This is a genomic window from Micromonospora sp. NPDC085948, from assembly GCF_040686315.1.
Taxonomy (GTDB): domain Bacteria; phylum Actinomycetota; class Actinomycetes; order Mycobacteriales; family Micromonosporaceae; genus Micromonospora.
Genome location: NZ_JBFBJW010000001.1, coordinates 297,917 through 310,398 on the forward strand (window position 1 = coordinate 297,917; position 12,482 = coordinate 310,398).

Annotated in this window: 11 protein-coding genes; 2 read left to right on the plus strand and 9 right to left on the minus strand. The window is 73.2% G+C overall.

Annotated features, from left to right (window positions below):
* Window positions 1-141 precede the first annotated feature (141 nt).
* The gene (locus AB0O48_RS01450; RefSeq protein ID WP_357246569.1) at window positions 142-1,635 is read left to right on the plus strand and encodes a serine/threonine-protein kinase; all 1,494 of its coding nucleotides are present in this window, start codon (window positions 142-144) and stop codon (window positions 1,633-1,635) included.
* 28 nt (window positions 1,636-1,663) lie between these two features.
* On the opposite strand, the gene AB0O48_RS01455 is transcribed toward AB0O48_RS01450, so the two are convergent.
* From AB0O48_RS01455 to AB0O48_RS01495, 9 genes are all read right to left on the minus strand, one after another.
* Window positions 1,664-2,719 carry a glycosyltransferase family 4 protein gene (locus tag AB0O48_RS01455; RefSeq protein ID WP_357571892.1) on the minus strand — a complete coding sequence of 352 codons (1,056 nt, stop codon included), beginning with the start codon at window positions 2,717-2,719 and terminating at the stop codon, window positions 1,664-1,666.
* Between the two features lie 157 nt (window positions 2,720-2,876).
* Window positions 2,877-3,548, minus strand: coding sequence for a BON domain-containing protein (locus AB0O48_RS01460; RefSeq protein WP_357571831.1), 672 nt, complete (start codon window positions 3,546-3,548; stop codon window positions 2,877-2,879).
* A gap of 185 nt (window positions 3,549-3,733) precedes the next feature.
* Window positions 3,734-5,410, minus strand: coding sequence for a trypsin-like peptidase domain-containing protein (locus tag AB0O48_RS01465; RefSeq protein WP_357571832.1), 1,677 nt, complete (start codon window positions 5,408-5,410; stop codon window positions 3,734-3,736).
* Between the two features lie 62 nt (window positions 5,411-5,472).
* Window positions 5,473-7,026 carry a HAMP domain-containing sensor histidine kinase gene (locus tag AB0O48_RS01470; protein ID WP_357246579.1) on the minus strand — a complete coding sequence of 518 codons (1,554 nt, stop codon included), beginning with the start codon at window positions 7,024-7,026 and terminating at the stop codon, window positions 5,473-5,475.
* A complete protein-coding gene (locus AB0O48_RS01475) occupies window positions 7,023-7,724 on the minus strand; it encodes a response regulator transcription factor (protein ID WP_355033347.1) in 702 nt (233 codons plus the stop codon). Before AB0O48_RS01475 ends, AB0O48_RS01470 begins: the two co-directional genes overlap by 4 nt.
* Window positions 7,725-7,855: 131 nt before the next feature.
* A complete protein-coding gene (locus AB0O48_RS01480) occupies window positions 7,856-8,467 on the minus strand; it encodes a PadR family transcriptional regulator (protein ID WP_357246582.1) in 612 nt (203 codons plus the stop codon).
* Window positions 8,464-9,288, minus strand: a complete 825-nt coding sequence (locus AB0O48_RS01485; protein ID WP_357571833.1) for a DUF4097 family beta strand repeat-containing protein — start codon at window positions 9,286-9,288, stop codon at window positions 8,464-8,466. Before AB0O48_RS01485 ends, AB0O48_RS01480 begins: the two co-directional genes overlap by 4 nt.
* A gap of 643 nt (window positions 9,289-9,931) precedes the next feature.
* The gene (locus AB0O48_RS01490; RefSeq protein WP_357571834.1) at window positions 9,932-10,897 is read right to left on the minus strand and encodes a lysophospholipid acyltransferase family protein; all 966 of its coding nucleotides are present in this window, start codon (window positions 10,895-10,897) and stop codon (window positions 9,932-9,934) included.
* Window positions 10,894-11,664 carry a GNAT family N-acyltransferase gene (locus tag AB0O48_RS01495; RefSeq protein WP_357246590.1) on the minus strand — a complete coding sequence of 257 codons (771 nt, stop codon included), beginning with the start codon at window positions 11,662-11,664 and terminating at the stop codon, window positions 10,894-10,896. Before AB0O48_RS01495 ends, AB0O48_RS01490 begins: the two co-directional genes overlap by 4 nt.
* A gap of 150 nt (window positions 11,665-11,814) precedes the next feature.
* On the opposite strand from AB0O48_RS01495, the gene AB0O48_RS01500 reads away from it, so the two are divergent.
* Window positions 11,815-12,462, plus strand: coding sequence for a hypothetical protein (locus AB0O48_RS01500; protein ID WP_357571835.1), 648 nt, complete (start codon window positions 11,815-11,817; stop codon window positions 12,460-12,462).
* Window positions 12,463-12,482: the final 20 nt, after the last annotated feature.

Consider the following 12,482-nt stretch of genomic DNA (forward strand, 5'->3'; position numbering starts at 1 on the left):
CAGCCGACCGGCCAGCCGCCGTCGCCGGACGGTCGGCGCACGCCAGACACCGCCCGGCGACCGGAGCCGGTGACGGCGTTGACAGGCCGAACGCATTCGCGCAACCTGATACCGCTCCCACCCCTGAGGCAGGTGCGATCCGTGAAGGCAGCGCTGCATCCGGGCCGATTGCTGGCTCGCAGATACCGACTTCTGGACCAGATCGGCGCCGGTGGCATGTCCGTGATCTGGCGTGCCCGCGACGAGGTGCTGGACCGGGTCGTCGCGCTCAAGGTGCTCGCTCCCTCGCTGGCCGCCGACGCGCGATTCCGCGGCATGGTGCGCGAGGAGGCCCGCGCTGCCGCCCAGTTGGTACACCCACACGTGACCTCGGTGCACGACTACGGGGAGACGGTCGCCCCGGACGGCTCGATCACCTCGTTCGTGGTGATGGAGCTGCTCAACGGCGAGGAGTTGGAGCTGCGGCTCACCGAGGGGCCGTTGCCGTGGGCCGAGGCGGTCCAGGTGGGCGCGCAGGTCGCGGACGCGCTGGCCGCCGCGCACCGACTCGGCATCGTGCACCGCGACATCACTCCGGCCAACGTGATGATGACCGGTTCGGGGGTCAAGGTCCTCGACTTCGGCATCGCCACCCGGATCGGCGCGCCCGACGAGGACGAGGACGGCGGCACCTTCGGCACTCCGGCGTACGTCGCTCCGGAACGGCTCGACGGCGCACCGGCCCAGCCGTCCACCGACGTGTACTCACTCGGCGTCCTGCTGCACGAGGCACTCACCGGCCGGGTCCCGTACCCGGCGGAGACCTGGGAGCAGCTCAGCGCCGCGCTGGCCAACGGTCCGGCGCCGACCCTCGCCGAGCTGCCGGACCTGCCTCCGGCGGTGACCCGGATCTGCCTGCGCAGCCTCGCCCGCAACCCGGCGGACCGGCCGACCGCCCGCCAGGTCGCCACCACGCTTCGCGAACAGCTCGTGCCGGCCGACCCGCCACCCACGACCGTCCCGGTGCCCGCTCAGCCCCTGCCGTCGCAGGCGGTAACCGTCGCGGCGGCCCCCGGAGAGACGGCCGCCGGCGGAACAGCCGCCGCCGGCGGAACGGCCGTCGTCGGGACCGACGCGGGCGAGACCGACGCGGGGTCGCGGTGGTCGCGACGGCGACTGGCGCTGCTGCTGGTGCCCGTGGTCCTGGTGGTCGCGGCGGTGCTGATCGGCGTGGCCCTGCGGCCCGACCAGCAGCCCACCCGGCAGGCGCAACCCTCGGCCGGTCCGGTGACGACTCCGACGACCGCCCCGCCGACCTCCGCGCCGCCCGAGCCGACGACGGCACCGCCGGCCGGGCCGAGGACCACGTCGCCCCGCTCCGATCCGGGCACCCTCGTGGAGGCCGCCAACCGGGTCGACGAGCTGATCACGGCGGGGCTGAGCGCCGGGGAGATCCGCAGCGACGTCGGCCTCGACCTGCGCAACGAGCTGCGCAACCTGACCGCCGCGGTCAGCTCCGGCCGCGACGAGCTGGCACCACCGGTGGCCCGGCTGCGCAACAAGGTCGCGGTCCGCCTCGGTGAGGGTGGCATCAGTCCGGCGTACGCGCAGCAACTCGACGTCGCCGTCGCGGAGCTGGGCATGGCCCGGGTCTGACCGCACGGTGACGCCCCGGCGGGCAGGGTCAGCGGGCCGACACGTGGGCCGACTCGCGCACGTCGTGGCCGCCGGCGGCGAAGCGCCGGTAGATCTCCGCGTACCCGTACGCCATCCGCTCGACCGAGAAGTTCCGCGCGACGTGCGCCACGCAGTCCTCCGGGTCGAGTTGCTCCGCCGCGCGCAGGGCCGCGGGCAGCTCGTCCGCGTGCGCGCAGGCCAGCCCGGTCACCCCGGGCCGGACCAGCTCCGGCACCGCACCCCGGTTGAGCGCGACCACGGGTGTCCCGGTCGCCATCGCCTCCAACATGACCATGCCGAACGGCTCGTCCCACTGGATTGGCATGATCAGGCAACGGGCGTCGACGAGCATCCGCAGCGTCGCCGCGCGATCGGCGTTGAGGACGACTGTCACGTTCTCGTCGACGAGCGGGGCGACGACCTGCTCGTAGTAGCGGCGCTCGGCCGGCTCGTTGCACTTGCCGGCGAGCAGCAGGGGCAACCCCGCCTCCCGGCAGGCCCGGATGGCGACGTCGGGACCCTTGTCCGGGCTGAACCGGGCCAACCACAGCACCGGCCCTCGGCCGGGCACGGTCTTACGCGGGAAGCCGCGGATGTCCAGCGCGTTGTGCACCGTGCCGGCCCAGGGCAGGCTCGGATTCAGCCGACGCTGGGCGTGCGAGATCGCCACCAGGGCGACACCCGAGTCGATCTCGTCGAGCACATCGCCGTACTCCCCCACGGGGTTGCCGTGCACGGTCGCGACCGTCGGCACGGCCCGGCGGCCGGCGATCAACGGACCGATCGTGGTGTGGTCGTGGATCACGTCGAAGTCGGCCGCCGTGATCAGCCGGTTGACCCGGGCCAGGTGGGCCAGTTCGGGCAGTGACTCGCCAAGCCGCTCGTACTGGACATCGGGCACGGTCGAGACGAAGCCGTCGGCATCGGTGCCGTGGTGGCTGCCGGCGCCGAACAGGGTCACCGCGTGTCCGTGACCGCTCAACGCGTCCACCAGTGCGGCGACGACCTGCTCAAGGCCGCCGTAACCGGGCGGCGGCACGGACAACCACGGCGGAACCACCATCGCGATGCGCAGCGACCGCTCCGGAGGGCGGCCCGCGGGCGGGTGGGTCACGGCCACGAGTCCTCCCCGTTGATCCCCGGTACGGCGTGACCGCCGACCGGCGTGGTCGGCGGCGGGTTCCCGGTGGCGTCCCGGGTAAACCGGACAAGGCGGACGCTCACCCGCCGACCAGGAGTTGGTCGTGCACCACCCGCACTCCCGGCGCGCTCCACGCGACCCGCTGGACCTGGTCACGTTCCCACCAGGAGCGGACCACCCCGGCGAGGACCAGCGTGTCGCCGTCCACCTCGACGGTCACCCGATCGCCACCGATCGTGCGGGCCAGCGCCCGCTGGACGTCCCGACGCAGTCGGTCAGCGACCGGCGGGGCCGGCGGCCGTACCTCGATCAGGTTGGTGATCCCCCGTACGCCGTCGAGCCGGCGCACCTCCCCCTCGGCGGCCCGCCGCTGCCACCCGAACTCGACCTCGCCACGCAGCATCAGCCAGCCGTTGGCCACCGTCACGTCGAGCCGTTCGGCGGGCACGAAGCTGTCCCACTCCAGAGCCCGGGAGGCGGCGATGGCGACCTCGGCGTCGGTACGCCCCGGCGTACCGGGCAGCCGCACCTCGATCTCGTCGGCCACCGCCCGTACGCCACGGACCCGCTGGGCACATCGGGTCGCGGCCCAACCGCGGGCGGCACCGTCCACGTACCCGGTCAGGGTGACCACGCCCTGGTCGACGGTCACACCGATCTCGTTCGGTTGCAGTTGGGCGTCCCAGGCCAGCTCCGCCAGGACGTCGCGTTGGATCCGCTGGTCGTCGCGGACGTCCACCACCTCGGTCATGGCACCCACCCCCGGTTTCGGTCGCCGAGACTCGCGCACCGAAATCTGCCGGGCACACGGGTGACGGCGGCTCACCCGATCCGGGTGAACCGCCGTCCTGGCCGAAAAAGCGCGGCGGGTGACGGAGCCGACCCCCTCGGCCCCGCCACCCGCCGCCGGAGGGAGGAAGCAGGTTCAGATATCTGTCAGTTCGTCTCGGCGAGCGTCACGGACACCGACTTCTCGGCGCCGTTCCGCTTGAACTGCACCTCGACCCGGTCGCCGACCTTGCCGGCCTGGACCGCGCCGACCAGGTCGTCCGAGTCGTTGACCGGCTTGTCGCCGAACCGGGTGACGACGTCGCCGCGCTGGAGGCCGGCCTTCTCGGCCGGGCTGCCCGGGGTGATCGACGCGACCAGCGCGCCGCCGCCCTCGGCCTGGTTGACGCCCACTCCGAGCGACGGGTGGCTGACCTTCTCGCCGCGCTGGAGCTTGCCGGCGACGTCCTTCGCCTTGTTGCTGGGGATGGCGAACCCGACCCCGATGTTGCCGGTGCTCTGCCCGGAGGTCGCGATGGCGGTGTTGACGCCGATCACCTCACCCCGGGTGTTGACGAGCGCGCCGCCGGAGTTGCCCGGGTTGATCGGCGCGTCGGTCTGGAGCAGACCGGAGATCGAGCTGACGGGCTGGCTCTGCTGGGTCGGGTCCTGCTGCTGGCCCTCGCCGGCCCGGATGGTGCGGTCCCGGGCGCTGAGGATGCCCGAGGTCACCGAGCCTTGCAGGCCGAGCGGGCTGCCCAGGGCGAGCACCTGGTCGCCGACCTGCATGGCGTCGCTGTCGCCGAACTTGGCCGGCTTGAGGTCGGCGACCCCGTCGGCCTTGACCACGGCCAGGTCGGTCTTCGGGTCGGTGCCAATGATCTTCGCCGGTGCCTTCTTGCCGTCGGCGAAGACCACCTCGACGGTGTCACCGCTGGCCGAGGCGACCACGTGGTTGTTGGTCAGCACGTAGCCGTCGGTGGTGAGCACCACGCCGGAGCCCTCGCCGCTGCCGGTGGTGATCGAGACGACGCTGTCCTGTACGGACGCGGCGATCTTCGGCAGGTCGGCGCTGTTGAGCACCGGTGCCGCGGTGTAGGTGCGGGTGACGCCACCGCCGTCGCCGTCGAGCGCGAGGGCGAGCGCCCCACCGGCCACGCCGGAGCCGAGCATCAGCGCGAACACCGCGACGCCGGCGCCGGCGAACTTGGCGATCCGGCCGGGCCGGGGACCGCTGCCGGGCGGCGCGACCTGCGGACCCCACGGCGGGACCGGCTGACCCGGGTGCTGGGCGTGCTGCCCGGGGTGCTGCTGGTGCGGGGCGTGCTGCTGCTGGTGCGGCGGGTACGCCATGCCCGGCTGTCCCCCACCGGCCCAGCCGGACTGCTGGCCGGCGTACCAGGGGGCACCGGGGTACCGGCCGGCGTTCGGCTGCGGGTAGCCGGACTGGCCGGGCGTGGGATAGCCGGACTGGCCGGGTGCCGGGTAGCCGGAGACCGGGTACGGCGGCGCGGATCCAGCGGTGGCCGGCGGCTCGTATCCGGTCGGCTGCGCGGGGGTCGGCTGCGCGGCGGTCGGCGGCTCGTACCCGGTCGGCTGCGTGCTGGCCGGCTGCGCGCCGTAGGCGGCGGGTGCGGCCTCGGTGACGGCGGTGGTCGAGGTGTCGCTCGTGGTCGGCGCGTCACCGGCGGCCTGCGCGTCACCCGTGGTCGAAACGACCTGGATGGGAGTGGTCGGGGAGTCGGACTGCGCGCGCTCGTCGCGTGGCAGCTCGGCGGTGGGGTGCGACGGCTCGGCGTCGGTGGGGGCCGGCCGGCGCTGCGGGTCGGACTCGTACTCGGTCATGGCACTACCTTCTCCCTTGGCACTGCAATCAACCTGGAACCGTCCTGGAAGTTGGCTGAAAGTCACTCGCCGACGTCGTCGACCTGCGGCAGCAGCGGCAACCGGACCCGGAAGGTGGCCCCGCCGCCGGGTGTCTCGACCGCCTCGACCGAGCCGCCGTGCGCGGCGACGAGCGCTGCCACGATCGCCAGGCCGAGGCCGGTGCCGGTGTTGCCGTCGGCCCGCCGGGTGCGTGCCGCGTCGGCCCGGTAGAACCGCTCGAAGACCCGTTCTGCCTGCTCCGGCGAGAGGCCCGGACCGCTGTCGGCCACCTCGATGACGGCCTGGCCTCCCGGCTCGGCCCGCAACCGCACCCGGATCTCGGCGTCCGGCGGGGTGTGGGTGAGCGCGTTGGTGACCAGGTTGCCGATCACCTGACGCAACCGCGGGTCGTCGGCGGAGACGACGAGCGGACCCGATCCGGGGGCGATCTCCAACTCGATCCGGCGGTCCGGGGCGATCACCCGGGCGGCCTGTACGGCGTCGGAGGCGAGCACCGGCAGTTCCACCGGACTCAGCGCGAGTGGCCGTTCCCGGTCCAGCCGGGCGAGCAGCAGCAGGTCCTCCACCAGCAGCCCCATCCGGGCCGCCTCGTCCTCGATGCGGCGCAGCAGGCCGGCGGTCTGCTCCGGCTCCCGGGCCGCGCCCTGGCGATACAGCTCGGCGAAACCACGGATGGTGGTCAGCGGGGTCCGTAGTTCGTGCGAGGCGTCCGCGACGAAGCGTCGCATCCGCTCCTCGGAGCGGATGGCCCGCGCCTCGGATGCCTGAGCGGCGTAGGCGGCGTCCCGCGCGGAGCTCTCCGCCGAACGCGCCGACGCCTCCGAGGCGGCTCGGGCGGTGAACGCCGCCTCGATCTGGGTGAGCATCGCGTTCAACGCGCGGGAGAGGCGGCCCAGTTCGGAGGTGGGCTCGGCCTGCCCCTCCTCCGGGTCGGGCACGCGCCGGGTCAGGTCGCCGCCGGCGATGGCGGCGGCCGTTCGTTCGATCTCCACGAGCGGTTTGAGGCTGGTCCGGACGATCGCCGCGCCCACCGAGGCCAGCATGATCAGCACCGACCCGCCGACCAGCAGGTCGATCCAGACCAGCCGCTTCACCGCCAGGTCGACGTCGGTGAGGTGCTGACCGATGGCCAGGGGCTGACCGTTGGGCAACTGGGTGTAGAGCATCCGCCAGCGCACCTTGCTGTCCCGGGCCCGGACGGTGAAGGGTTTGCCCTCCAGCTTCTCGAAGCCGGCGGCGTCCGACGGGAACGGTGGCAGGTCGCCCAGCACGAAACGCTTGTTGTCGTAGACCAGGTCCCGGCCGTTGCTCGAGTTGATGGCCACCACCAGGTAGTCGGTCGGGAAACCCACACCCACACTGCCCTGCTGGGCGGCGACGACCTCGTCGAGGCTGCGTGCCGAGCCACTCAACTCGCTGTCGACCTGGGTGACCAGGTAACTGCGCAGGAAGACAGTGGTCAGCGAACTGATCACCAGCAGCGCGGCGGCGACGAGCAGCAGCACCGCGGTCACCAGCTTGACTCGCAGCGGTACGCCCCGCAGCCGTCCCTTCGCCTGCTGGACCGCGTTCACGCCGCCGGCTTGCGCAGCACGTACCCGACGCCACGCAGCGTGTGGATCAACCGGGGTTGGGTGGTGTCGACCTTGCGTCGCAGGTAGGAGATGTAGGACTCGACGATGTTGTCGTCACCGCGGAAGTCGTAGTTCCAGACGTGGTCGAGGATCTGCGCCTTGGACAGCACCCGGTTGGCGTTGAGCATCAGGTAGCGCAGCAGCTTGAACTCGGTCGGCGACAGCTGCACGCGCTGGCCGGCCCGGTGCACCTCGTGGGTCTCCTCGTCCAGCTCCAGGTCGGCGAAGGTGAGCCGGGAGGGCGCCTGCCCGCCGGTCGTGGTGCGGCGCAGCACGGCCCGGATCCGGGCGGTCAACTCCTCCAGGCTGAACGGCTTGGTGACGTAGTCGTCACCACCCAGGGTCAGCCCACGGATCTTGTCGTCGGTGGCGTCCCGGGCGGTCAGGAAGACCACCGGGGTACGCGTGCCGCCCTCGCGGAGCATCCGGATGACCTCGAAGCCGTCCAGGTCCGGCAGCATCACGTCGAGCACCACCAGGTCGGGCCGGTGGTCCTTGGCGGCGTTGAGCGCCGCGCTCCCACTGGTCGCGGTGGCCACGTCGAACCCCGCGAAGCGAAGGCTCGCGGAGAGCAGTTCGAGGATGTTGGGGTCGTCCTCGACGACGAGAAGTCGCGCCTCGGTCTGGGTAGCGGGCATGCGCCCATCATCGGTGACATCACTGCGCCAGCGCTGGACACTTCCTGCAAAAAACCTGTGAGTCACCGCCGTACGGCGACTCCGGTCAGCGCCGTTCGGCGACTCGGGTCAACGCCGTTCGGCGACTCGGGTCAACGCAGCAGGCGGCGCAGCCCGTCCAGGGCGCCGTCGAGCAGCCGGATCGCGGTGCGCAGCTGGGTGTCGCTGAACTGCCGGGCGCGCGTCAACCGGCCCACCTCGGCGCTGAACGCGAGCAGCCGCTTGTCGAGCTCGTCGAGCAGCTCCGCCTGCGGCCCGACGGTCGACGCCGGCCGGGGCGGCGGCGCCGGCGCGTCCCACCGGGTGCGTCGGGTCTGCCGGGTGGCCTCGCTCAGCTCCCGCTTGAGGTCGCGAACCGAGCCTCGTACCTCGCTGCGGATCTCACCGGCCAGGGTGGAGAGGTCGGCCACCGAGGCCGCGATGTCCGCCTCGAGGGCTTCCAACTCGCCGGCCCGTTGGCGCAGCTCCGCCCGGCCGGCGTCGGTGATGTCGTACGTCTTGCGGCCGCCGGCCGCGGTGTGGCTGACCAGGCCCTCGACCTCCAGCCGTTGCAGGCGGGGGTAGATGGTGCCGGCGCTGGGCGCGTAGAGCCCGAGGAAACGGTCCTCCAGCAGGCGGATCAGCTCGTAGCCGTGCTTCGGGCCGTCGTCGAGCAGCTTGAGCAGGTAGAGCCGGAGCCGCCCGTGGCTGAACACGGCGGTCACGGCAGCTCCTCCCCATCATGGTCGACGGCTCGGGCGAGCAGGGCGATGCTGCCCGAGGTCGCGGAAGCCCAGAGCTTACCGTTGCCGGCGCCGAGCACTCCCTCGCTGTTGCGCACCGGGAACGTCGAGCTGCGCAGCTGCGGAAAGCCGCTGGTGATGCGCCCGGAGGCGGTGTTCAGCTGGACGGCGAGGTCGCTGTCCGCGCGGACCCGGACGGTGATGCCGCCCGAGATGGTGCTCAGCCGGATCTCGCTGTGCCGGGGGTTGTCCAGGTCGCAGGTGATGGCCCCGGAGACGGTCTGCGCCCGTACCCGGTCGGCGGCGCTGTCGGCGAGGATCACCTCACCGGAGACCGTCTCCAGGGTGAGGTCGCCGCGGACGCCGAGAGCCTCCACCGGGCCGGAGGTGATGTTCGCCGTGGTGTTGCCCCGCAGCCCCATCAGGGTGATCTGGCCGGCGGTGACGTGGACCCTGGTCTGCCGGCGCAGGCCGGAGACGACGAGCGAGCCCGCGACCAGGCCCAGGTCGGCGAGGACGTCGGCGGACACGGCGATGGAGACGTCCACCCGGGGGTAGCGGTGGATCATCCGGAACCACCGCAGGACGTCCGACCAGCTCCGACCGCGTTCCTGACGGATGTTGAGCCGGCCGTCGGCATGCTCGATCAGGACCGGCCGACGGCCGACCTGGGTCACGTCGATCCGGGTCGGGCCTTCGGCGGCGACCACGTTGAGCCGCCCACTGACCAGGCGGACATCCAACCGGGTGACCGGTCCGTCCACGGTGAGCCGCTGCGGGCTCTCGACCGTCCATCCGGCCATGGCGCGTCCTCCTCTCGACGGCGCGCCAACGCGCGCCGGACGAGCAGACAGTAACGCGATACATCGCGACAGCACAAGACAGATCGCGAGTTGGCGGCCATCCTGCGCGCGCCAAGATCCGCCCCCAAGATCCGCCCCGAAGATCCGCGCATCTTCCCGGATGTTGCTGCCTCAGACGCGCACCAGGCAGCAACATCACCGAAGTTGCGAAGATCTTGCACCGCGAACCCAACCTTCACACCAAGATCGCGCTCGATCCTTGATGTAGTGGCATCCCACATCCCCGAGGCCACTACATGCTGGATCGAGCGCGATCTTGGTGGGCTCGGAGCGCAGGACACGGGCGCGGGCGCGGGGCGCAGGGCGCGGGCGCGGAGCGCGGAGCGCGGGCGCGGAGCGCAGGGCGCGGGCGCGGAGCGCAGGGCGCGGGCGCGGAGCGCAGGGCGCGGGCGCGGAGCGCAGGGCGCGGGCGCGGAGCGCAGGACGCGGGCGCGGAGCGCAGGACGCGGGCGCGGAGCGCAGGACACGGGCGCGGAGCGCAGGACACGGGCGCGGAGCGCAGGGCGCAGGCGCGGAGCGCAGGGCGCAGGCGCGGAGCGCAGGGCGCAGGCGCAGGGCACGGGCACGGCGCAGGGCCGCCGTCTCAGGCCGCCAGGTCCAGCCCGCCGCCGACAACCGGCGTGGGCACGGGCACCGCCGGGACCGCCGTGGGCACCGCGACCGCCGGGGTCGCCGTGGGCACCGGGTGCGGCCGGGTCCGCGCCCCCGCCCCGGCCGCGGGCACCAGGTGTACGGCGGACTCGGCGGCCCGAGCCAGCAACCGCCGGTCGGCGGTACGGGCCGGATGCAACGCGGCGGCGATCGTCACCGACACCACCAGATCCCGCGCCGTGACCACCCGGACCATCGACCGCAGCAACGTGTCCGCACCGAGGAAGGCAGCGGCCGTGGTGGTCGTACCGGTGGCCGCACAGGCGTAGGCGAGCCGCAGTGGCACCACCGGGCTGCCCGTGTCGATGGCCGCCTGGAACGTCGCGGGCCGGAAGCCGCCGCCGGGGCGGCAGTCGGCGGCACCGGCGCCCGCACACCAGGTCGTCCCCTCCGGAAAGACCGCCACCGACCGGCCGGCGCGCAGCGTGTCGGCGATCCGGCCGACCATGGCCGGTAGCGCGCGCGGCCGGGCGCGGTCCACGAAGACGGTCCCCGCCACCGCGGCCAGCAGGCCGAACACCGGCCAGGAGCGGATCTCCCGCTTCGCCACCATCCGGGTGGGCGCGACGGCCAGCACCGCGAGGATGTCCAGCCACGAGACATGGTTGGCGACCAGCAGCGCCCGCCGCCGGGGCAGTCGGCCCCGGATCACCAGCCGGACCCCGAAGGCCCGCGCGGTGGACCGGGCCCACCCGCGCACCGCCGCGTGGCGCTCCTGGACCGGCAGTACGGGCAGCAGCACCACCAGGCCGACGCCGGCCAGCAGCATGCCGGACACGGCGACCAACCGCAGTACCCGACGGGCCACCGACACGGTGGGCACCCCGCCGGTCGGTGGCAGACAGTCGTCGTCGCAACCCGACGACGGCCGCCACAGGTCGTGCGACCCGGCGGTCATCGCTGCGCCTCGCCCAGGAAGTGCCGCAGGTAACGCGGGTTCATCCGATCCAGGCAGAACAGCACGTAGAAGTCCGCGCAGCCGAAGTCGGGGTCGTACGACGGCTCGCCGCAGATCCACGCGCCCAGCCGGAGGTAGCCACGCAGCAGCGGCGGTACCGCGACGCGGCCCGCCGGATCGGCGGCCACCGGTCCGGCGGCCGACTCGGTGAACCAGGGCCGCAGCGGGCGGACCCGCAGGGGCGGCGGCGACAGGTGCCGGGTCTGGGCCTGGGTCCACACCTCGGCGACCGTCCGCCCGCCGTCGGCCACCGGCACCGACGCGCAGCCGCCGAGCCAACGGGAACCCCGCAGGTGCAGGTATCGGACGATGCCCGCCCACATCAGATTGATCACCGCGCCGGAGCGGTGGTCCGGGTGCACACACGACCGGCCCGCCTCGACCAGGTCGTCGCGGAGCGGATCGAGCGCGCCGAGGTCGAACTCGTCCTCGGCGTACCGCCGGGTGCTGCGGCCCGGTGGCAACAGACGGTACGTGCCGACCACCTGGCCGGTGCTGTCCTCGCGGACGATCAGGTGGTCGCAGTGCGCGTCGAAGGGATCCACGTCCAGCCCGGCGGTATCGGGGAGGAGAGTGGCGCCGAGCTCGGTGGCGAACACCTCGTGGCGCAGGCGTTGCGCGGCCGCGACCTGGATGGGGTCGTCGGCGATCAGCAGGGTGTATCCGCTGGTCGTCAGGGGTGCGCCAGCGGCATGCAGAACGGCCATGGGATCTGTGTAGGTGCTCGGGTTGCCATTCACTCAGACCACCGGTGTCGGCAGGATGAACGCCGGCCGGCAGATGCGTCCCACCGGTGGTCGTGCGAGGCTGCCCGACGAACCGGCGACGACGCCGGCACGCCCCACCGGAGGTCGACGATGCGGATCGAGTCCCGCTACAACGGGCCGCCCGGCTCGGGCAACGGCGGCTGGAGCGCGGGAGTGTTCGCCGCCGAGGCGGGCGGCACGGGCCCGGTCGAGGTGACGCTGCGCCGACCGCCACCACTGGACACCGAGCTGATCCTGACCGACGGCGAGGTCCGTGACCCGGCCGGCGAACTGGTGGCCGAGGTGCGCCCGGCCGGCGTGGTCGACGTCGTCGTACCCCCGGTGGACCTGGACACCGCGGTGGCCGCGGCGACGCGCTACCCCGGCCTGGTCGAGCATCCGTTCCCCGGTTGTTACGTCTGCGGGCCGCAGCGGGCCGACGGGCTGCGGATCTTTCCCGGCCGGTTACCTGATGGGCGGACCGCCGCGCCGTTCCGGGCGCCCGAGCGGGTCAGCGCACCCACGGTCTGGGCGGCGTTGGACTGCCCCGGCGGTTGGACGGTCCTCGCGCCGGGCCGCCTGTACCTGCTGGGTCGGATCGCCGCAGTGGTCACGGCGCTGCCGGGGCCGGGCGACGACTGCGTGGTGACCGGGGCGTTGCTCGACGTCGATGGCCGCAAGGCGCTCGTGCACACCAGCCTGTACGGCCCGGACGGCGCGTTGCTCGGCGCGGCGCGGGCGACCTGGATCGCCCGCTGAGACCGTCCGTCGTCCGCAGG